The organism is Rosenbergiella gaditana (assembly GCF_018494065.1).
Classification (GTDB): domain Bacteria; phylum Pseudomonadota; class Gammaproteobacteria; order Enterobacterales; family Enterobacteriaceae; genus Rosenbergiella; species Rosenbergiella gaditana.
This window is the reverse complement of sequence record NZ_JABBFR010000006.1, coordinates 111,072-132,491: the sequence shown is the minus strand read 5'-3', so window position 1 is coordinate 132,491 and position 21,420 is coordinate 111,072. Positions and strand designations below refer to the sequence as shown.

Annotated in this window: 21 protein-coding genes and 1 pseudogene; 17 read left to right on the top strand and 5 right to left on the bottom strand. The window is 46.9% G+C overall.

The genetic code is table 11. From position 1 onward, the window contains the following. Window positions 1-50 precede the first annotated feature (50 nt). The 4 genes from pdxB to HH682_RS06435 are packed head-to-tail and all read left to right on the top strand — an operon-like array spanning window position 51 to window position 3,740. Window positions 51-1,181 (top strand): 4-phosphoerythronate dehydrogenase PdxB, encoded by a 1,131-nt coding sequence (gene pdxB, locus HH682_RS06450; protein ID WP_214236770.1) that lies wholly within the window; start codon window positions 51-53, stop codon window positions 1,179-1,181. Window positions 1,182-1,241: 60 nt separating this feature from the next. Further along, on the top strand, window positions 1,242-2,249 hold the full coding sequence (locus HH682_RS06445; protein ID WP_214236769.1) for an aspartate-semialdehyde dehydrogenase: 1,008 nt from the start codon (window positions 1,242-1,244) through the stop codon (window positions 2,247-2,249). Continuing rightward, window positions 2,249-3,103, top strand: coding sequence for a tRNA pseudouridine(38-40) synthase TruA (gene truA / locus HH682_RS06440; protein WP_214236768.1), 855 nt, complete (start codon window positions 2,249-2,251; stop codon window positions 3,101-3,103). Before HH682_RS06445 ends, truA begins: the two co-directional genes overlap by 1 nt. Beyond that, on the top strand, window positions 3,084-3,740 hold the full coding sequence (locus tag HH682_RS06435; RefSeq protein WP_214236767.1) for a DedA family protein: 657 nt from the start codon (window positions 3,084-3,086) through the stop codon (window positions 3,738-3,740). The genes truA and HH682_RS06435 overlap by 20 nt, the downstream gene beginning before the upstream one ends. Window positions 3,741-3,858: 118 nt before the next feature. On the opposite strand, the gene HH682_RS06430 is transcribed toward HH682_RS06435, so the two are convergent. Together HH682_RS06430 and HH682_RS06425 are read right to left on the bottom strand one after the other, a co-directional pair. After that, window positions 3,859-5,526 (bottom strand): glycoside hydrolase family 13 protein, encoded by a 1,668-nt coding sequence (locus HH682_RS06430; RefSeq protein ID WP_214236805.1) that lies wholly within the window; start codon window positions 5,524-5,526, stop codon window positions 3,859-3,861. A 328-nt stretch (window positions 5,527-5,854) separates the two neighbouring features. Then, window positions 5,855-5,932, bottom strand: a pseudogene (locus HH682_RS06425) (IS1 family transposase); the annotation flags it as partial. Window positions 5,933-6,210: 278 nt separating this feature from the next. Between HH682_RS06425 and accD the strand changes: the two are divergent. From accD to yfcD, 11 genes are all read left to right on the top strand, one after another. Continuing rightward, complete coding sequence (accD, locus tag HH682_RS06420) at window positions 6,211-7,125, top strand: acetyl-CoA carboxylase, carboxyltransferase subunit beta (RefSeq protein WP_214236766.1); 915 nt, start codon at window positions 6,211-6,213, stop codon at window positions 7,123-7,125. A 71-nt stretch (window positions 7,126-7,196) separates the two neighbouring features. After that, a complete protein-coding gene (gene folC / locus HH682_RS06415; RefSeq protein WP_214236765.1) occupies window positions 7,197-8,453 on the top strand; it encodes a bifunctional tetrahydrofolate synthase/dihydrofolate synthase in 1,257 nt (418 codons plus the stop codon). Between the two features lies 1 nt (window position 8,454). After that, window positions 8,455-9,198, top strand: a complete 744-nt coding sequence (dedD, locus tag HH682_RS06410; protein WP_214236764.1) for a cell division protein DedD — start codon at window positions 8,455-8,457, stop codon at window positions 9,196-9,198. A gap of 177 nt (window positions 9,199-9,375) precedes the next feature. After that, window positions 9,376-9,861 carry a colicin V production protein gene (gene cvpA, locus HH682_RS06405; protein ID WP_214236763.1) on the top strand — a complete coding sequence of 162 codons (486 nt, stop codon included), beginning with the start codon at window positions 9,376-9,378 and terminating at the stop codon, window positions 9,859-9,861. Between the two features lie 35 nt (window positions 9,862-9,896). After that, window positions 9,897-11,414, top strand: coding sequence for an amidophosphoribosyltransferase (gene purF / locus HH682_RS06400; RefSeq protein ID WP_214236762.1), 1,518 nt, complete (start codon window positions 9,897-9,899; stop codon window positions 11,412-11,414). Window positions 11,415-11,515: 101 nt separating this feature from the next. Further along, the gene (locus tag HH682_RS06395) at window positions 11,516-12,088 is read left to right on the top strand and encodes a UbiX family flavin prenyltransferase (protein ID WP_214236761.1); all 573 of its coding nucleotides are present in this window, start codon (window positions 11,516-11,518) and stop codon (window positions 12,086-12,088) included. 125 nt (window positions 12,089-12,213) lie between these two features. After that, complete coding sequence (locus tag HH682_RS06390) at window positions 12,214-12,996, top strand: lysine/arginine/ornithine ABC transporter substrate-binding protein (protein ID WP_214236760.1); 783 nt, start codon at window positions 12,214-12,216, stop codon at window positions 12,994-12,996. A gap of 66 nt (window positions 12,997-13,062) precedes the next feature. Beyond that, the gene (locus HH682_RS06385; protein ID WP_214236759.1) at window positions 13,063-13,749 is read left to right on the top strand and encodes an ABC transporter permease; all 687 of its coding nucleotides are present in this window, start codon (window positions 13,063-13,065) and stop codon (window positions 13,747-13,749) included. Next, window positions 13,746-14,453 carry an ABC transporter permease gene (locus HH682_RS06380; protein ID WP_214236758.1) on the top strand — a complete coding sequence of 236 codons (708 nt, stop codon included), beginning with the start codon at window positions 13,746-13,748 and terminating at the stop codon, window positions 14,451-14,453. The genes HH682_RS06385 and HH682_RS06380 overlap by 4 nt, the downstream gene beginning before the upstream one ends. A 10-nt stretch (window positions 14,454-14,463) precedes the next feature. Further along, window positions 14,464-15,240, top strand: coding sequence for an ABC transporter ATP-binding protein (locus tag HH682_RS06375; protein ID WP_214236757.1), 777 nt, complete (start codon window positions 14,464-14,466; stop codon window positions 15,238-15,240). Window positions 15,241-15,357: 117 nt separating this feature from the next. Continuing rightward, window positions 15,358-15,879: an NUDIX hydrolase YfcD gene (yfcD, locus tag HH682_RS06370; RefSeq protein ID WP_214236756.1), complete on the top strand. Its 522-nt coding sequence runs from the start codon at window positions 15,358-15,360 to the stop codon at window positions 15,877-15,879. A gap of 59 nt (window positions 15,880-15,938) precedes the next feature. Here yfcD and pta read toward each other — a convergent pair whose 3' ends face one another. Beyond that, window positions 15,939-18,083 carry a phosphate acetyltransferase gene (pta, locus tag HH682_RS06365; RefSeq protein WP_214236755.1) on the bottom strand — a complete coding sequence of 715 codons (2,145 nt, stop codon included), beginning with the start codon at window positions 18,081-18,083 and terminating at the stop codon, window positions 15,939-15,941. A 41-nt stretch (window positions 18,084-18,124) separates the two neighbouring features. Then, the gene (locus HH682_RS06360) at window positions 18,125-19,327 is read right to left on the bottom strand and encodes an acetate kinase (RefSeq protein WP_214236754.1); all 1,203 of its coding nucleotides are present in this window, start codon (window positions 19,325-19,327) and stop codon (window positions 18,125-18,127) included. A gap of 299 nt (window positions 19,328-19,626) precedes the next feature. Here HH682_RS06360 and yfbV point away from each other — a divergent pair, with 299 nt between their 5' ends. Next, on the top strand, window positions 19,627-20,076 hold the full coding sequence (gene yfbV, locus HH682_RS06355; RefSeq protein ID WP_214236753.1) for a terminus macrodomain insulation protein YfbV: 450 nt from the start codon (window positions 19,627-19,629) through the stop codon (window positions 20,074-20,076). 14 nt (window positions 20,077-20,090) lie between these two features. Continuing rightward, the gene (locus tag HH682_RS06350) at window positions 20,091-20,732 is read left to right on the top strand and encodes a sugar phosphatase (RefSeq protein ID WP_214236804.1); all 642 of its coding nucleotides are present in this window, start codon (window positions 20,091-20,093) and stop codon (window positions 20,730-20,732) included. A 43-nt stretch (window positions 20,733-20,775) separates the two neighbouring features. Here the strand turns inward: HH682_RS06350 and yfbR are convergent, their stop codons facing one another. After that, entirely contained in the window at window positions 20,776-21,381 is a 606-nt protein-coding gene (yfbR, locus tag HH682_RS06345; RefSeq protein ID WP_214236752.1) for a 5'-deoxynucleotidase, read from the bottom strand. Window positions 21,382-21,420: the final 39 nt, after the last annotated feature.

Here is a 21,420-nt window from a genome sequence, read left to right as displayed (position 1 = left end):
AGAATATGACAAAATATCTCAACGCTTCCTTTTACCTTCTAGGCCAAACCATGAAAATCGTTGTCGATGAAAATATGCCTTATGCCCAAGAGTTGTTCAGTCGTAAGGGAGAGGTCGTGCGCGTACCAGGCCGCCCCTTACCGGTAGGCGAATTACAGGACGCTCAGGCGTTGATGGTGCGATCGGTGACTCCAGTCAATACGCAGCTGGTTGCCGATACACCCTTGGCATTTGTAGGATCGGCGACGGCTGGAACCGACCACGTTGAACTGTCGGATCTTGAGGCAGCAGCCATTACGTTTTCAGCGGCACCCGGTTGTAATGCTATCGCCGTCGTGGAATATGTGCTATCCGCTCTGCTACTTTTGGCCGAGCGAGATGGGTACCAATTATGTGATAAGACCATTGGTATTGTGGGTGTCGGAAATGTTGGCAGTCGTTTGCAAGCGCGCTGCGAAGCTCTGGGGATGAAGGTCTTATTATGCGATCCACCTCGTGCCGATCGGGGTGATAACGAAAACTTTCTTTCTCTCGACAGTTTAGTGACGCAAGCCGATATCCTGACTTTCCACACACCGCTGATTAAGCAGGGCGACTATCAGACATGGCACTGTGTTGATGGCACCCGGTTAGAAAAGTTACGTCCAGGCTGTGTGCTCATTAATGCTTGTCGAGGGGCCGTCGTGGATAACCAAGCCCTCAAGCAGGTCTTGACTCAACGCAATGATCTGAGTGTGGTGTTAGATGTTTGGGAGCCTGAACCTCATCTTGACCAGCAACTGCTCGCGGACGTCGATATCGGGACTGCACACATCGCAGGCTATACCCTAGAAGGCAAAGTTCGTGGAACTACCCAGCTTTACGAAGCTTGGACGGCATTTATCGGGCAGCCAGAAAGTATCACCCTCAGTGAGTTGTTGCCCCCGCCCGATATCTGTTCTGTTGAGGTGACAGGTGAGTTTTCGCAGTCACTTCTAAAACGTTTGGCCCATCTCGTGTATGATGTGCGCCGCGATGATGCATTGCTAAGGCTGCATATCGGTGATGAAGGGGGATTTGACCGACTTAGAAAGCAGTATCAAGAGCGCCGTGAATGGTCCTCATTAGCCGTAACCTGTTCGAATGCCTCAACGGCAGAACGACTTCGTCAACTCGGATTCAATACCTTGTACTGCGCTTAGGCTCAGTTGTTGTTGGGATGAGCTGTCCTCATCCTGTTAATTTAGTGTGGAGTACCCCCCATGTCCCAGGGTTGGAATATTGCTATTTTAGGCGCCACCGGTGCCGTTGGCCGTGCGTTAATTGAATGTTTGGAACAGCGTCAGTTTGCTGTAGGTGAATTGACCCTACTGGCCACCGAAGAGAGTGCAGGTGAATCCATTCGTTTTGCCGGGAAAAATTATCGCGTTAACGATGCGCGTAATCATGACTGGAGCGAAAGCCAATTAGCCTTTTTTGTGGCGGGGCAACAAGCGAGTGCACACTATGCGGATATCGCCGCTGACGCAGGGTGTATTGTGATCGATAGCAGTGGCTTATTTGCTTTGGATCACGATGTCCCTCTCGCGGTGGTTGGGGTCAATGACAATACGCTGGCCGACTACCGAAATCGTAATATCATTGCGGTCGCTGACAGCCAAGTGAGTCAATTGATGAATGCCATCTCCCCGCTTAATGAGGCGGCGAGTGTTCAATCTATTCAGCTTACCGAGTTATTATCCGTCTCTGCCCAAGGTAAAGCGGCTGTCGATGCGTTAGCAGGTGAAAGCGCGCGCTTACTCAATGGCATCCCGCCTGAGCAGTATCATTTTGGCCGCCAGTTAGCCTTCAATATGATGCCTTTGTCCATCGATGAGCAGGGGAGTGTGGCCGCTGAACGTCGCGTGGTAGATCAAGTCCGTAAAATATTACAAGACGAAAGTTTCTCGCTAAGTGTTACTTCTCTACAAGCACCAGTATTTTATGGTAATGCGCAAAGTGTACGTGTCATAACTGCGCGCCCATTGGAGGTGGATGAGGCACAGCAGTTATTGAATGGACACGCTGACCTTGCGGTAAGTGAGGAACATGATTTCCCAACGCCCGTGAGCGAAGGGACTGGGCAAGACCAGCTCTACATTGGCGCTATTCGTCAAGATTATGGTCAACCTGAAGGGCTACAGTTCTGGTCCGTGGCCGATAATGTGCGTTACGGGGGAGCCTTGATGGCGGTGAAAACTGCTGAGCGCCTCATTGAGGATTATTTGTAATGTCGTTAATCGAAGCCCCGTACAAAATTGCCCTTGGCATTGAGTACGATGGTAGCCGATATTACGGTTGGCAACGTCAACGTGAAGTACGCAGCGTCCAACAGGTACTTGAAAAAGCCTTGACGCAGGTTGCCAATCATCCGATTGATGTGTTTTGCGCTGGCCGAACAGATGCTGGTGTTCACGGCACTGGGCAAGTTGTCCATTTTGAGACTCAAGCCAAACGGGCGGACGCCGCCTGGACATTAGGGGTTAACGCTAACTTACCCGATGATGTTGCCGTACGTTGGGTCAAAGCGGTTCCGGATGAGTTCCACGCACGGTTTAGCGCGACCGCGCGTCGTTACCGTTATGTGATTTATAATGAGCGCCTACGCCCGGCGATTTTAGGGAAAGGGTTAACGCATTATTATCATCCATTAGACACTGAAAAAATGCATCGTGCAGCACAAAGTCTGCTCGGTGAGAATGATTTCACCTCGTTCCGTGCGGTGCAGTGCCAATCTCGGACCCCGTGGCGTAATATTTCACACATTAATGTCGTGCGCCAAGGGAGTTTCGTGATTGTCGATATCAAAGCGAACGCCTTTGTGCATCATATGGTGCGCAATATTGTCGGCAGTTTACTGGAAGTTGGCGTGGGTAATCAGCCTGAACAGTGGATAGCTGATCTGCTGGCGTTACGCGATCGAACGCAAGCTGCGGCAACGGCTAGAGCTGAGGGGCTTTATTTGGTCGCAGTCGATTACCCAGAACATTTTGCATTACCTAAACCTGCGCTAGGACCGCTGTTCCTCGCAGATGAAAATCACCTTTTTAATAAGGAGCCATGCAATGCTATCAATGATTATTGATTTTATATTGCATATTGATGTTCATTTAACGGCACTTATCGCACATTACGGATTATGGGTTTACGCCATCCTATTTTTAATAATCTTCTGTGAGACGGGGTTAGTGGTTACGCCGTTTTTACCAGGAGATTCCTTACTGTTTATTGCCGGAGCATTAGCCGTTTTACCCAGTAATGAGCTCAATGTGCATATGATGGTGGGGACGTTAGTGATTGCTGCGGTACTCGGTGATGCGCTGAACTACACTATCGGACGTTTATTTGGTGAAAAACTCTTTAGCCGGCCTAATTCACGGATTTTTCGTCAAAGTTATCTCGCTAAAACGCACCAGTTTTATGATAAACATGGTGGAAAAACCATTATATTAGCCCGTTTTGTACCGATTATCAGAACCTTTGCTCCGTTTGTGGCGGGTATGGGACGGATGAGCTACCGCCAATTTGGTTTTTATAATGTGATAGGTGGCGTTTGCTGGGTAGCGTTGTTCAGTTATGCCGGTGCAATTTTTGGGGATTTACCGATAGTAAAGAGCAACATCAACCTCCTGATCGTCGCGATTATCGTGGTCTCGGTACTGCCTGGCATTATTGAAGTGATCCGCCATCGTGTAAAGAAGAATACAGGCCCTCTAGCCTAATGCTGATATCTGTATAATTGCTCCGTATCTTTGTCCACAGAACGCCGCGCTCGTGATTTAATGAGCGCTATTTATTGACACCGCCATTTACTGTGTGGCGGTGTAATTCAGCAACGGCTTACAGTTTGTAAATTGAAGCTTGCCATGGTTGGAGAACTAACTGGGTTGCACCTTCTTTAACCCTGTGATCAGAACCGCTGTCTAGCACCAGACTGTTAATTTTTATTCCCTTTGGAAGAGAATAGTTAAGTTGCTTCTCGCTGAAATTAATTACAATCAGATAGCGCTGATCGTCCTGTGTGCGTGTGTACGCGAACACCTTATTGTTTGCTGGGTCAATATCCTTATATTTTCCATAAATCAGCGCAGGAGTTTTGCTTCTCAGGGTAATTAAGCTTCGATAGTAGTTATAGACAGAGTCCCGATTATGTTCTTGAGCTGCAGCATTAATGTGTACATAGTTAGGATTGACTGATAGCCAAGGGTTTCCTGCTGTAAATCCGGCGTTGGCTTTGCTTGTCCATTGCATTGGTGTGCGTGCGTTGTCACGGCTGGTTTGCTTGATATTTTTCAGGAACTCCTGCGCAGGTACTTTTCCGCTGACGACCAGTTCTTGCCACTGACCCCGAATTTCAACGTCTTCATAGTCTTCAATGTGTTTGAACGGGTAATTAGTCATTCCCAGCTCATCCCCCTGATAAATGAACGGGGTGGCGCGCTGCGTCATCATCATGGTCGCTAACGCTTTAGCAGAGGCTTCACGCCAACGCGGGCTGTCGTCACCGAAGTGCGATACGGCACGCGGATTATCGTGGTTGCTTAGGAAGCTGGTATTCCAGCCATATTCACCTGACCCATTGTCAATTTTAGTATAAGTCGCTTTAAGCTGTGGTAGGGTCCAGTCGGTCTTTCTCCAGTCATCACGATCCAGTCTCACCAAATCAAAATTAAACAACATGTTTAGTTCATGGCGCCGCGGGTCGGTGAATTTTTTCGCCTGTTCGGGAGTCACACCAAACGCCTCACCTACAGTCATTGTGTCATAGTGTGAAAGCACTTTGCTGTTCATTTCCTGCAGATACTGATGAACGTAAGGTCCGTTAGCAAAAACGTATTCTGGATGCGCTAGTGTGGCAGGAGGCAGTTTAGGAAGTTCTGGCTGCTTAGAAATAAATGGAATTACGTCCATGCGAAAGCCAGATACGCCTTTATCCAGCCAGAAGCGCATAATGTCATAGACATCCTTCCGGACGTTTGAGTTATCCCAGTTAAGATCCGGCTGTTTGCTAGAGAAATAATGCAAATAGTATTGACCTGTTTTCGAATCCAGCGTCCAAGCTGAACCACCAAAAAAAGATGGATAATTATTAGGTGTTTTACCATTGTGGCCATCACGCCAAATGTAAAAATCACGGTATGGGTTGTTTTTGGATTTGCGACTCTCCACAAACCACTGATGTTCATCACTGGTATGATTGACTACCAAGTCTATAATCAGCCGCATATTGCGTTTTTTGACTTCTGCCATCAGGTGATCAAAATCTGCCATTGTCCCAAATTCTTTCATAATCTTTCGGTAGTCGCGAATGTCATAGCCGTTATCAGCATTGGGAGAATCAAAATGTGGACTAAGCCAGATGACGTTAACACCTAAAGTTTTCAGGTAGTCAAGTTTTTCGGTAATACCATTAAGATCGCCTATGCCGTCGTCATTGGTATCTTTGAATGAACGAGGATAAATCTGGTAGACCACTGCTTCTTTCCACCATGTCCCTTCACCAGGCATCGATTGGCCTGCAGTCTTTTTTTGTATTGTATTTTTAGTGTCAGGCGGCATTGCTTGCAGGTACGGTATTGGTGTTATTAGTACCGCAGATAACAGCCCCGTGAGTATTAGTGAATTTCTCTTAATCAAAATATTCATTTTACAATCACCTTTATAGACCCCAAAAATTGTATTCCGGCGCAAGCAGTCGACTGAGCTTAAATTTGTATTCGTCACCTTCTTCAGTCGATTAGGATGGCCGATGAATTAATCATTCAACTAGATAATAATCTTAGAATTTTTTAAGTGGCGTGCTATGCATGGAATTTGGGACCAAAGTCTTAAAAATTTATTGATAATGTTTATGGTTCAGGTAATTTCCAATGACTTTGCCATGGAGTTCTACTGACTTTGAGAATAATAACGTTTACGATCCAAGCCTATTAACGGAGTTCAGTATTCTCTAACTCTACCGTCACAGTAAATAATGACTGACGATGGCATTGTCGAGGGTGACGCTCTTGATGATGCCAGAGTGTTAGGTGTGGTGACTCATCTGGTGAATAGCGTTCTACATGGTAGTCCAACCCATTGATCTATATGTGGCATAATGGAGTGTTTTATGGTGTAATATCGTATATTCATTAAACAGAAAACAGCGTTAAGTGGTTGTTTTCAGAAGAAAAATCCAATATAGAGTGACCAATGAGCTGGATTGAACGCATTCTTAACAAAACAAATGTTGCACCTGCCCGCAAAGCGAGTATTCCTGAAGGGATTTGGACGAAATGTACGAGCTGTGGTCAGGTATTATACCGTGCCGAGCTAGAACGTAACTTAGAAGTATGTCCTAAGTGTGATCACCATATGCGTATGCATGGACGCGATCGTCTGAATACTTTCCTTGATCAGGGCACAACCCTTGAGCTGGGAAGCGAGTTAGAACCGCGTGATTTACTGAAATTCCGTGATTCTAAAAAGTATAAAGACCGTATTGTCGCAGCGCAAAAAGAGACCGGTGAAAAAGACGCTCTGATTGCAATGAAAGGCCAACTTCATGGCATGCCTGTAGTGGCCGTTGCGTTCGAGTTCTCCTTTATGGGGGGATCGATGGGTGCAGTAGTCGGTGCCCGTTTTGTCAGAGCGGCAGAACAAGCGTTGGAAGACGGTTGCCCGCTAATCTGTTTCTCCGCCAGTGGTGGAGCTCGTATGCAAGAAGCGCTAACGTCGTTAATGCAAATGGCAAAAACCAGTGCAGCGTTAGCTAAAATGCGTGAACGTGGTCTACCTTATATCTCAGTATTGACCGACCCAACGATGGGCGGTGTCTCGGCAAGCTTTGCAATGCTCGGCGACCTTAATATCGGTGAGCCGAAAGCCCTGATTGGCTTTGCGGGCCCACGTGTTATTGAGCAAACAGTTCGTGAGAAATTACCGCCTGGTTTCCAGCGCAGTGAATTTCTCATCGAAAAAGGGGCGATTGATATGATTATTCGTCGTCCAGAGCTACGCTTCAAACTCGCTAGCTTGTTAGCCAAGATGATGAATCTTCCGGCACCGCTTCCTGAAGAGCTGCCGCCAGAGCCTGAGAAGATTGAGCAAACGCCTAGCGACGCTTAATTCTATATTGCACATTGAAAGACGCTCTGGTAGCGTCTTTTTTATCATTGTATTAGCGAAAAATTCATACCATGTCTAAGCCTCATTCCCCACACTCGTCTTCCTCGCTTGAGGAATGGCTGGTTTACCTTGAACAGTTACATGGTCAAGCCATTGAACTTGGCTTAGATCGTATTCGCCACGTCGCGACCGAACTGAATCTTCTCAAGCCGGCCCCATTTGTGTTCACGGTAGGGGGGACTAATGGTAAAGGAACAACTTGCCGCACATTAGAAGTCTTATTAATGGCAGCAGGCTATCGCGTAGGCGTTTACAGTTCCCCCCATTTTATTCGCTATTCCGAGCGGGTGCGAATAAATGGTCAAGAACTCACTGATCAAGAACATATTTCCAGTTTTCATAGCCTTAACCAAGGTCGTGGTGATACCTCTTTGACCTTCTTTGAATTCAGCACATTGTCAGCGTTACAGCTGTTTAAACAATCCGATCTGGATGTGGTAATTTTAGAAGTCGGCCTGGGCGGCAGGCTGGATGCCACGAATATTATTGATGCGGATATTGCCGTGATCACCTCAATCGCCCTTGACCATACCGATTGGCTAGGCCCGGATCGTGAGAGCATAGGTCGGGAAAAGGCGGGTATATTCCGTCAGGGTAAACCGGCCGTTGTCGGCGAGCCGGATATGCCTGCAACGATCAGTAAAGTGGTGCAGGACAAAGGGGCAATTTTATTAGCTCGCGGTAAACAGTGGTCTTACCACGCCTCACCACATAGTTGGCAGTTCGAAGATATTCAAGGGAAATTGACGGATTTACCACTCCCACATATCCCGCTAGCTAATGCGGCGACAGCGCTGGCTGCACTGCGTGTGTCAGGATTAACCATTAGTGAATCAACCTTGAAAGAGTCCATTGCTACGGCGACGTTACCGGGACGTTTTCAAATCCTGCAACAATCACCGTTGGTCATTTTGGATGTCGCGCACAATCCCCATGCGGCACGCTACCTTGTTGAAAAAATTGAACAGATTACGCCTAAAGGGAAAGTGCATGGCGTTATTGGTATGCTCCATGACAAAGATATTGATGGCACATTAACCGTGTTATCTGAGGTGGTAAATCAGTGGTACTGCGCAACCTTAGAGGGGCCTCGAGGGGCTACGGCACAGAGGTTACAGCAATCTCTGCCTAAGGCAGCGTGTTATGGGGCAGTAGAACAGGCTTGGCATGCGGCACTGGCGCAAGCCGATGCCGAAGATATTGTGTTAGTGTGTGGATCTTTCCATACCGTTGCGGCGGTTATGGCGTTGAGTGATAAGGAGCAGTAACGTGGCCAGTAAATTTCAAAATCGTATGGCGGGGACCATTATTCTGGTGGCACTCGGCGTTATTATTTTACCCGGCTTACTTGATGGCAAAAAAAAGCATTATCATGAAGAGTTTGCAGCCATTCCCTTAGTCCCAAAACCCGGTGACCAACTGAACGATGAGATGGTTCCACCTGTTACCCAGCCAATCCCCTCTAAAACGATTCGTCAGCAGGCGGCCCAGCATATTCCTGATGAGGGCAGCTCGCAAGAAGCATCGCGCGGCAGTGTGGCGACACAACCTCATGACGCAGGGGTAAACCCAACACAGCTACAGATGCAACGTACACAAGAGCAGCTGGCACAGCGTGAAGCGCAACGGTTAAAGGACCAAGCGCATCAACAACAAGTCGCTCAACGTCAGGCTCAGGAGAAGCAACAGCAGCTTGCCGCACAGCAACAGGCCGAGGTACAACAACGACAACAATCTGCTGCACAGAGCACGACGCCTTCAACTCCTACGGGTCAAGCATATGTTATCCAACTTGGTGCTTTACGTAATGCGTCAAGGGTCTCTGAAGTGGTTGGACAGTTAAGAAGCGCAGGTTTTAAAGCCTACTCGATTCCTGCAACGCCGGTTCAAGGGCAGATCAACCGCATACTGGTCGGTCCAGATACCTCCAAGAGCCATTTACAGTCTCAGGTTGCTGAATTGAAGGCGAAAACCGGATTGTTTGGCGTGGTCATGCCTTACCGGGTGCATTGATCTGTCACCGACAATTCTCCTAGCAATGAGGAGAGAAAGGGTAGGGCAATTCCTTATTTTTTAGGAATTGCCCTTTTTTAGCTTGGCGCAGGAAAACCATACGCAAACGTTTTCTTTTTCTGTTAGAATGCGCCGCGATAGAGGAAGCAATGTCATGAAGTGGTATAGGTTACGCGGATGAATTGGATTGATTACGCCATATTAGGCATCATTGGACTCTCTTCATTAGTCAGTCTTATCCGTGGATTTGTGAGAGAAGCCCTCTCATTAATTACTTGGGGTTGTGCTTTTTTCGTCGCGAGCCACTACTACCCTTTATTGGCGGATTGGTTTTCAGGTTTTGAACAACCAATGATCCGTAATGGAATAGCCATTGCGGTGCTCTTTATCACGACGCTAATTGTGGGCGCTCTGGTCAATTATGTGATTGGAAGTTTAGTGGATAAGACTGGCCTGTCAGGAACTGATCGTGTATTAGGGGTCTGTTTCGGCGCGCTACGCGGCGGACTCATCGTCGCTGCGATACTCTTTTTTCTTGACACTTTTACGGGTTTTTCAAAAAGTGTCGATTGGACCCAGTCACAGTTGATCCCACAGTTTAGTATTGTCATTAGATGGTTTTTTGACTATCTGCAGAGCACATCGAGTTTTCTACCCCGATAGTGAGTCGGGACAAGCGGCTATGAGGAAATGACACCATGTGTGGGATTGTCGGTATCAGCGGTTTTTTACCTGTAAACCAAGCAATTTATGATGCGTTATCGGTGCTACAGCATCGTGGTCAAGATGCCGCAGGCATCTGTACGATTGATCAGCTCAATTGCTTTCGCTTACGTAAAGCGAATGGACTCGTCAGTGACGTGTTTGAAGCGCGTCATATGCAACGTCTTCAAGGGACAATGGGTATTGGCCACGTTCGTTACCCTACTGCAGGTAGCTCAAGTGCCTCGGAAGCGCAGCCTTTCTATGTGAACTCTCCGTACGGTATTACGCTGGCACACAATGGTAATTTGACCAATGCGCATGAGTTAAGAACGCGTCTGTTCGAACAAGGTCGGCGTCATATCAATACGACTTCTGACTCTGAAGTGTTACTCAATGTCTTCGCGCAAGAGCTCGACCGCTTTCAAGATTATCCGCTGACAGCTGATAACATCTTTACCGCTATTCAGTGTATGCACCGTCAGATCCGCGGTGCTTATGCCGTGGTGGCGATGTTGATCGGCCATGGGATGATTGCATTTCGCGATCCGAATGGGATCCGTCCATTAGTGTTAGGTAAACGTCAACTACCGGATGGCCGCACTGAGTATATGGTGGCATCGGAAAGTGTAGCGTTGGATACGCTCGGCTTTGAATTTATTCGCGATGTGGTCGCGGGTGAAGCGGTCTATATCACCGAACAAGGTGAACTTTTTACTCGTCAATGTGCCGATGCGCCAAAGAATAATCCGTGTTTATTCGAGTACGTTTACTTCGCTCGTCCAGACTCTTTCATCGATAAAATTTCCGTTTACAATGCGAGAATTCGCATGGGCACAAAATTAGGCGAGAAAATTGCACGTGAGTGGAGTGATCTCGACATTGATGTGGTGATCCCTATCCCTGAAACCTCTACCGATGTAGCACTCGAAATTGCCCGCATCTTAGACAAGCCTTATCGCCAAGGGTTTGTAAAAAACCGCTATGTGGGACGTACGTTTATTATGCCTGGTCAGCAGTTACGTCGCAGCGCGGTACGCCGCAAACTGAATGCTAACCGTGCAGAATTTAGGGATAAAAACGTACTATTGGTCGATGATTCTATCGTTCGGGGTACCACTTCAGAGCAAATTATTGAAATGGCACGTGAAGCGGGGGCAAAACGTGTCTACTTGGCTTCTGCGGCGCCAGAAATTCGCTTCCCAAATGTCTACGGTATCGATATGCCGAGCGTTAATGAATTGATCGCCCATGGTCGCGAAGTTGATGAAATCTGCCAACTGATCAAAGCGGATGCTTTAATCTTCCAAGACCTGAATGATTTGATTGAGGCGGTGAAAGAAGAGAATCCAGATATTGCACAATTTGAGTGCTCGGTATTTAACGGCGTTTATGTCACCCAAGACGTCAATCAAGAATACTTAGATTATCTACAATCACTGCGCAAAGACGATGTACAAGCTGTCGCACGGCAAAGTGAGGTTGAAGGACTCGAGCTTCATAACGAAGGTTAAGGTCTGATCATCTCGACAACAGGGCGAATTTCGCCCTGTTCTGCTTTCTGCTATACTCAGCCTTCGCAAATCAGCGCTCAGTGTTTGGGAAAATAGTCATTATGACCAAAAGATTGATTGTCGGCCTCTCTGGGGCAAGTGGTGCACTGTATGGTGTGCGACTGCTTGAGGTATTAAAAACGGTACCTGAGGTTGAAACGCACCTGGTAGCGAGTATGGCAGCGCGTCAAACACTCTCTTTAGAGACAGATTATAGCTGGCGAGAGGTGCAAGCGTTGGCAGATGAAGTCTATGATGTGCGTGATATTGGTGCATCAATCTCTTCCGGCTCCTTCAAAACGCTAGGTATGGTCATTCTTCCTTGTTCGATTAAAACCCTATCCGCTATTGTTCATAGTTACAGTGATACGTTACTCACTCGTGCGGCAGACGTTGTGTTGAAAGAGGGACGCAAGCTGGTTTTAGGCGTACGCGAAACCCCCTTACACCTCGGTCACCTACGGATGATGACCACTGCTGCTGAGCTGGGTGCCATTATTATGCCGCCCGTTCCGGCTTTTTATCACCGTCCGACTTCTATTACCGATATCGTCGATCAGACCGTCAACCGTATTATCGATCAGTTCGATATCCAGTTAGATGAAGACTTGTTTACCCGCTGGAAAGGTCATTAATAGTGCGCATGGGTTTAGCTGCACCGAATCAGTGCTGATTTACGCGCGAACCCCTAGAAAACACTGCTACGCCTTGGCATGTTTTGTGCATTTCCAGTGGGAATCTTCTCTCACTGGTGGTAGACATGAAAAAGTTGACGGTATTTGCCTCGTTGTTCCTAGGATTGACACTTTCTAGCCATGCCTTCTCTGCGCTGCCGACGCATCTTCGTTTCGGCACAGATCCCAGCTATCCCCCTTTCGAATCGAAAACTCCTGATGGTAAACTCGTCGGTTTCGACATTGATTTAGTAAACGAAATCTGTAAAAGAATTGCGACGCAATGTGAATTTGTACCGGGTGATTTTGATGGATTAATCCCTTCTCTAAAAGCTGAAAAAATTGATGCGATCATCTCAGCGCTATCGATTACGGAAAAGCGCCTTCAACAAATTGATTTTTCGGATAAATTGTACGCCGCCAATGCACGTTTAGTGGTTGTGAAAGGTTCTCCTTTACAACCGACCGCAGCGTCGTTGAAAGGTAAAACAATCGGTGTTGAGCAGGGGACGACTCAAGAAACCTATGCTAATAAATACTGGCGTGTGGCAGGTGTTACCATCGTGCCTTATCAAGCTCAGGATCAGGTCTACCAAGATTTAGCCTCAGGACGTTTAGATGCGGCTTTCCAAGATGAAGTCCAAGCTAGCGAAGGCTTCTTGAAATCGGCGGGTGGAAAAGGCTACAGCTTTGCGGGTCCAGCGGTAAAAGATAAGGCAATTTTCGGAGTCGGGACGGGAATTGGGCTGCGCAAAGGTGATACAGAACTAACCCAAGCGATTAATAAAGCTATCGCGGCGATGCATAAAGACGGGACCTACGACAAACTGGCGAAAAAGTACTTCGATTTTAATATTTACGACGAATAAGACGCAACAGTCTCAGAGCGTAGCTTAGGCTGACGCTCTGTATTAGCGAGTTAAGAGAGGTCGTAAATGCTAGAAGGTTATGGGCAAGTTATTCTGCAAGGCACGTGGATGACGTTACAACTTGCGCTGAGTGCACTGGTCTTGGCGATTATTATTGGCTTGGGCGGAGCTGCCGCAAGGTTGTCCCGTTATGTTTGGTTACGTGCCATCGGAACCGCTTATACCACAGTTATACGTGGGATCCCTGATTTAGTTTTAATGTTATTAATATTTTATGGTTTACAGATAGCGCTTAATCAACTGACTCATGGTCTGAATATCGCCCATATTGATATCGCTCCGCTTCCTGCCGGTATCATCACATTAGGGTTTATTTATGGTGCTTATTTCACGGAAACTTTTCGGGGCGCCGCTTTAGCGGTGCCTATTGGTCAACGTGAGGCGGCTATCGCTTATGGTATGACAGCTTGGCAATGTTTTGTACGCATCAATTTCCCACTGATGATGCGCTTTGCTTTACCTGCCATCGGTAATAACTGGCAAGTGATCTTAAAAGCCACGGCACTTGTATCGATACTGGGATTGGAGGAGTTGGTTAAAGCCACGCAATTAGCCGGTAAAAGTACTTGGCAACCGCTTTTCTTCGCGCTGGTAGCGGGGGCGGTTTATCTCCTGTTCACTTTAGTTTCGCAACTTATCTTATCTGGGCTGACGCGGACCTACACTGTTGGTGTGAAGAAGGTCACGTTATGAATGAGATACTGCAACAATATTGGCAATCTCTACTCTGGAGCAATGGCTATCAACTCAGTGGCTTAGCCATGACCTTATGGTTGTTAGTATTTTCTATGGTGGTGGGCGGTATCCTTGCATTATTTTTATCTATTGGGCGTGTTTCACCCCGTAGGTGGTTCTCGTCACCGATTGCCCTCTTTACTTTTGTATTACGAGGTACGCCTCTCTATGTTCAACTTTTGATTATTTATACCGGGCTGTACACCTTACAGGTGGTCAAAGACCATCAGTTGCTGCAGGAGTTTTTTCGCAGCGGATTACATTGCACACTTTTAGCCTTGACCCTTAATACGGCAGCCTATACCACGGAAATCTTCGCGGGTGCGATACGCGCAGTGCCAGCTGGGGAGATCGAAGCGGCACAGGCTTTTGGTTTTCGTGGGCTAACACTATGGCGTTCAATTATTCTACCCTCAGCGCTACGTACCGCACTGCCGGCATACAGTAACGAAGTGATTTTATTATTACACTCTACCTCCTTGGCGTTTACTGCGACAGTTCCCGATATTTTGAAAGTGGCCCGAGATATAAACGCTGATACCTACCAGCCTTTCACTGCATTTGGAATAGCCGGCTTACTTTATCTTTTTATCTCCTGCATTTTGATTATGGCGTTTCGTCAGATTGAAAAGCGTTGGTTACCTCATATCAGTTCACGCTAAGGGTTTGCGTATGTCGTCTACAGAAAAATTCAGAATTGAGCAGCTCCACAAATCATATGGCCAGCATGAGGTCTTAGCGGGTATCAGTCTCACCGCGCATGAAGGCGATGTGATTGCCATTATCGGCGCATCGGGTTCCGGGAAAAGTACATTGTTGCGTTGTTTAAACTTCCTTGAACACCCTAATGCGGGGGAAATATGGTTGAATCAACAACAGATCCCTGTCACCCGGGATCGAACACAGCAGTTACAGGTAACAGATAAGCAACAACTGAAATTACTTCGCAGCAAACTGTGTATGGTGTTTCAACATTTTAATCTGTGGAGCCATATGACGGTATTACAGAATGTGATGGAGGCACCTTGTAGAGTATTAGGGATGACGAAAGCGCAAGCTAAAGAGAAGGCGGAATATCACTTACGTAAAGTGGGTATTGGTCCAGTAAATTGGAAAAAGTACCCAGTTCACCTTTCCGGCGGTCAGCAACAGCGGGTAGCAATCGCGCGGGCATTAGCGATGGAACCAGAGATTATTTTATTCGATGAACCGACGTCTGCCCTGGATCCTGAGCTAGTGGGCGAAGTATTACGGATTATGCAGCAGCTGGCCAAAGAGGGGAAAACCATGATAATTGTGACGCATGAAATGGCATTTGCAAAAGAAGTCTCTTCACAGGTTATTTTTCTCCATCAAGGGAAGATTGAAGAACAGGGCCCACCAGAGGAAATTTTCATCCGTCCTAATTCGTTACGTCTGCAACAATTTCTCCGCAGTAACCTAAAATGAAATGAAAAGCATTTCTTCACAATCCTAGAGATTGCGAAATTAAATTTTACTCATTACTCTTAGGGTAAATAATAGCATGTAACGCCGAGTGACTACTCGCGTTGAAAAGGGTTAACCATGGTTGAACAAATGCCTGTAGGTCAGATTGAATGGGTTGATATTGTTGATGAGAATGACGAAGTGATTGCGACCGCTGCTCGCCAACAAATGCGAGCTGAATCACTGCGTCATCGCGCAACCTATATCGTTGTGACAGAGGGTACTGGACGTATTTTGGTCCAACGTCGTGCAGAGGACAAAGACTTTGCGCCCGGGAAACTCGATGCGACAGCCGGAGGTGTCGTACAATCAGGTGAAGAGCTATTAGCCTCCGCGCGCCGTGAAGCTGAAGAAGAGCTAGGTATAGCCGATGTTCCCTTGGCCGAACATGGCAAGTTTTATTTTGAAGACGAAGGGTGTCGCGTCTGGGGCAGCCTCTTTAGTTGTGTCTGCCATGGCCCGTTTGCCTTACAAGATGGCGAAGTGACTGAGGTTTTCTGGATGACGGCAGAAGAGATCACGGCACGTTGCGATGAATTTACAGACGACTCGCTGAAAGCTTTAGCGTTATGGTTGACCCGTAATAACGAAGGCCGTTAATTCGCTGAAAATTAACAGCCACCTGTCGCCAAAGGTGACAGGTGGCTGATGAGTAAGATTCAGCTCTCCGCTTGCTGTGACTGGATAGCCGTTAGTGCAATGGTGTACACAATATCGTCTACTAATGCGCCGCGTGATAAATCATTCACGGGTTTACGCATACCCTGTAGCATCGGTCCGATTGAAATTAATTCCGCAGAACGTTGCACCGCTTTGTAGGTAGTGTTTCCCGTGTTGAGGTCAGGGAAGATAAACACTGTCGCACGACCTGCCACTCGAGAATTCGGTGCTTTTGATTTCGCAACATCTTCCATAATAGCGGCATCATATTGCAAAGGCCCATCAATAATCAGGTCAGGACGTTTCTCTTGAGCAAGACGTGTGGCTTCGCGTACTTTATCGACGTCACTGCCGCTGCCTGAATTACCGGTGGAATAGGAGATCATTGCAACCCGAGGTTCAATGCCAAAGGCCGCAGCGGAATCTGCTGATTGGATAGCAATTTCAGCCAGCTGTTCAGCATTAGGATCTGGATTGATCGCACAGTCGCCATACACCAGCACTTGTTCAGGCAATAGCATGAAGAAGACGGATGAGACAATGCTACTGTTAGGCGCGGTCTTAATCAGTTGTAAGGGGGGACGAATAGTATTCGCAGTGGTATGTACCGCACCGGATACCAATCCATCGACTTCACCTTTTTCCAGCATTAAGGTTCCGAGTACGACATTATCTTCCAGTTGCTCACGAGCAACGACTTCCGTCATACCTTTGTTTTTTCGTAACTCGACCAGTCGTGAGACGTAGTGTTCTCTGACAGCATGTGGATCGATAATGCTAACACCTTCACCTAACACAATACCTTGTACCGAGGCAATACGTTGGATTTCTGCCGGATCACCGAGTAAGACGCATTGTGCAATTTTACGTTCCGCACATATTGCAGCAGCGCGTAATGTTCTTGGCTCATCACCTTCAGGTAACACGATACGTTTGCCTGCTTGGCGTGCTAATTCGGTCAATTGATAGCGGAACGCCGGTGGGGAGAGTAGACGGCTACGTTCCGCGATGGACCCCAACGAGTCAATCCACGGCTTATCGATATAACTTGCTATAAACTCCTGTACTTTTTCAATACGCTGGGTGTCATCGACCGGAATTTCTAAGTTAAAACTTTGTAGGTTTAGTGACGTTTGCCAGGTGTTAGTCTCCACTAAGAAAACGGGTAATCCGGTTTGAAATGCTCGAGAACAGAGATCCTGAACCGCAGGATCAATTTGATAACCGCCAGTCAGTAAGATCGCGCCAAGTTCCACACCGTTCATCGCGGCTAAACAGGCAGCAACCAACACATCAGGTCGGTCAGCCGAAGTCACAAGTAACGAGCCTGGACGGAATAATTTGAGCATATTCGGTAAGCTGCGTGCGCAGAAGGTGACCGATTGAATCCGGCGCGAAGCAATATCGCCTTCATTGATAATATCAGCCTTGAGATGTCGGCACATATCAATTGCACGGGTAGCAATGAGATCGAAATTCCAAGGAACACAGCCAAGAATCGGTAGAGGGGATGCTTGACTGAGCTGTTCGAGTGTAATGTTTGCGACCGTTGCTTCATTGGTATCGTCGAACATTTCTGACAAGTCCGGCCGCGTACGTCCTTCTTCATCGGTAGGCGCATTAATTTTGTTGATGATCACACCAGCAATATTTTTGTTTTTACGACCACCGAAGCTATTGAGCTGAAGCTCAATTCTTTCTTTCAGCTGGGTTGGTGTGTCCGTGCCGGGAGAAACGACAAAAATAATTTCAGCATTAAGCGTTTTGGCGATTTCATAATTTAGGGTTTGCGCAAATTGATTTTTACGCGTCGGCACCAATCCTTCCACTAACACAACTTCAGCATTTGTCGTGTTGTCATGGAAATGCGCAATAATCTCTTCCATTAAGATATCTTGCTGATTATTGCTGAGTAAGTTCTCAACATAGCTCAGTGCTAAGGGAGCCACGGCAGGAATAGAGGATGTGGCTTTGATGATTTCCGTTGTATGGTCTTGTGGTTGTTCGGCATCACGCGCTTGGGCGATCGGCTTAAACATGCTAATACGCATGCCTTTACGTTCCATCGCACGAATAACCCCTAAGCTAACGCTGGTGAGACCCACACTTGTGCTCAGTGGCACCAGCATAATAGTACGAGACAAATTAACCCCCTCTACAATTTTTGAAACAGATAGTAAATCTCTTAAGCAGTCAGTGTTGCAGCGTCTTGCGCAATGACCCACTCTTCATTCGTTGGAATAACAAAGATTGGGCAGCTTCCATCACGATGAATTGCGCCTGACTCACCAAAACGCGCTGCTAAGTTTTTCGTCTCGTCAATGGCTAAATTTAATAATGCTAGTTTTTGCACGGTTTGTTCACGAATTTTTGCTGAGTTTTCACCAATTCCGCCGGTAAAGATCACCGCATCAAGCCTGCCGTCCATAAGCGAGGTGTAAGCACCAATATATTTGGCTAAACGGTGACAGAAAACATCTAAAGCGCGCTTCGCTTCGGGTTTATCAGCAAAATTGTCTTCGACATATCGGCAATCGCTTGTCACGCCAGTAAGCCCCAGTAACCCCGACTCTTTGGTCAACAACTGGTTGATCTCCGCGACCTTCATTCCTAAATTATCGTGCAGATAAAAGATAATGGCGGGATCGATATCGCCACTGCGTGTGCCCATCACCAATCCTTCCAAAGGCGTTAGCCCCATTGAGGTATCGACACATTGTCCGTGGCGGATGGCGGCGACCGACCCCCCATTACCGAGATGGCAAGTAATGACATTGAGGTCATCGACCGATTTTTCGAGTAATTTAGCGGCTTGTCGTGATACATAAAAATGGCTTGTGCCATGTGCACCGTAGCGGCGAATACCATGTCGCTCATAAAGCTCGTAAGGCAACGCATAGAGATACGATTCCTCAGGCATGGTTTGATGGAAGGCGGTGTCAAAAACAGCGACATTTTTAGTGGTTAAGTGGGGGAAATTTTTGAAAGCTTCTCGTATGCCAATAAGGTGTGCGGGATTGTGTAAAGGGGCAAAGCAGATAGCGTGTTCTATTGCTTTAATCGTCTCATCGGTTATGACGGCAGACTGGGTAAGATGCTCGCCTCCATGGACAATTCGGTGGCCAATAGCGGTAATTTTTTCAGACAGTTCAGGGGCGTCGGCCAAAATACGATTAACAATAAAAGCTAATGCCTCACTGTGGGCCGTTCCAGCACCTAATGCAGACTCTTGCTTAACGCCAGAATATTTCCATTTTATACGGGATTCCGGCAGCGAAAAACATTCTGCTAAGCCGGAAAGGTATTCAGCGCCCGTGGCGGGATCAAGAATTGCGAATTTTAGAGAGGAACTGCCACAATTAAGAACCAGAACTAAGTTATTCGACATAAACGCACCTGTAAATTTAATGTGTGAGCAACCACCAAATTCCCTCTGAATCGGTATTGCCATCGTTAATGCTAATATACACTGGTCAATAGCGATAACTATGTTCTGAGGCAATGCCACTGTGATTTATAGGATTGTTCAGAATAATCAGTGTAAGTTTGTGTCATCTTTCTCATCGATTGATGATGGGGGTGTTATCCTAGACCCATTCATGCACGCAGAGAGTGTGGTGCGAATGGTACTCCCAATTAATCGGGATTTAAAACTTTTTAAATCCTTCGGCTTTTGAGGCAAAAACAATGAACGATACGCATCGACCCGGGGTCTTTACTACGCTGCGTCTTGGGAAAAAATATATGAAAAGTTGGCCATTACAAAAGAGCCTCTCTGCCATTTTTCCTGAAAATAGGGTTTGTCGAGCGACACAATTTGGTATTCGCTTTATGCCGCCGATTGCGGTATTCATTCTGTGCTGGCAGCTGGCGTTTCATGCGCAAATCGGACCCGCGATTGCGACTGCCATTTTTGCCTGTAGTTTGCCAATCCAAGGTCTATGGTGGTTAGGTAAACGGGCGAGTAAACCCTTACCTGGCGGTACGTTAGAATGGTTTCATACTATTCGTGAAAAGCTACAAACTTCGGGGCATGTAGTAAACCTTCCCCAGAGGGAAGTGACCTACCAACACCTTGCAGAATTATTAATGAGGGCTTTCAAGCAGTTAGATAAAGCCTTTTTGGATGAACTGTAGTAATAAGGTAAGCAATTATGTATCAAGGATTTCTCTTTGACTTAGACGGCACGTTGGTTGATTCGTTAGCGGTGGTGGAGACAGCTTGGTCGAAGTGGGGTGAACGGCAGGGTATCCCTACGTCAGATATCCTTGCATTCATTCATGGTAAGCAAGCGATGACCTCATTGCGTCACTTTTTACCTCAAGCAGATGAGGCCACTTTGCGTCAAGAGTTTCTGTGGCTTGAGCAGCTTGAGTCGACAACTTTAGAGGGAATTGTGGCGTTACCCGGAGCGAAATCATTACTGACCTATCTGACTGACCACCAAATACCGTGGGCAATTGTCACCTCTGGCAGTCTACCGGTAGCGACTGCGCGTTATCAAGTGTTGGACTTACCTCGTCCTGAGGTCTTTATTACTGCTGAGCAGGTCGCTAAAGGTAAGCCTCATCCGGATCCTTATTTATTAGGGGCTAAACGTCTTCATTTAGCACCGGAACATTGTGTGGTGGTGGAAGATGCTGCGGCAGGAATCGAAGCAGGCTTGGCAGCCAAATGTGCCGTTGTTGCGGTGAATGCGCCGAACGATTCAGCACATCTTGCTGCGATGCTTCGACTTGAGAGTTTGACCGAATTATCCATAAAGCTAATGGCGAAAGGGTTTACGTTATAGAAATAATGGAGGAGACATCGGGATCCCCGATGTCTCCTCATCGCTATTGATAGTTTTCTGAAATACGATCGAAGGTAGTTGTGCAGCTCGCTGCGAATATTTCCATAAAGTCGTTAACTTCTGGCATGGTAGCGCGAAGCTGGTTTAGTCTCTCCTCAAGCCCCTCTTTTACGTGGATAAATTCGTCATTGTTAAATCGTAATTCATTTAATGCCTTAATATACGCCGCTAAAATATCCGCAGCTTTAACGATTTTTTTATATTCACTGTCGACATTATCTTGAATGATCAGTCTGGAATACGTCTCACGCAGATCATCAGGCAGTGTGGTTAAGCACTCTTGTTCGGCAATTTTTTCAAGATGTTTAAATGCCTGCGTTAATTCTGGATTGTGGTATTTAGTATGGGAGTTGATATCTTGCAGTTTAGTTTCGGAGACTTCGTGATACAGGGCGACTACCGCTGCACGGTCCGGATTTAGCGTGTTCCCGTAACGTTTATTACCAATAACGGTGAGTAAATGTGCAATGACGGCGACTTGATGACTATGCTCTGCCACATTTTCTTTCTGCACACAGTGCATCAAGGCCCAACGTTTAATCAGTGGCATGCGTGTTATCCACGCCATAAAAGTACTTTGGATCGCCATATCATCCCCTTATCTGGCCAAATAAAAAGACGCCTTGAG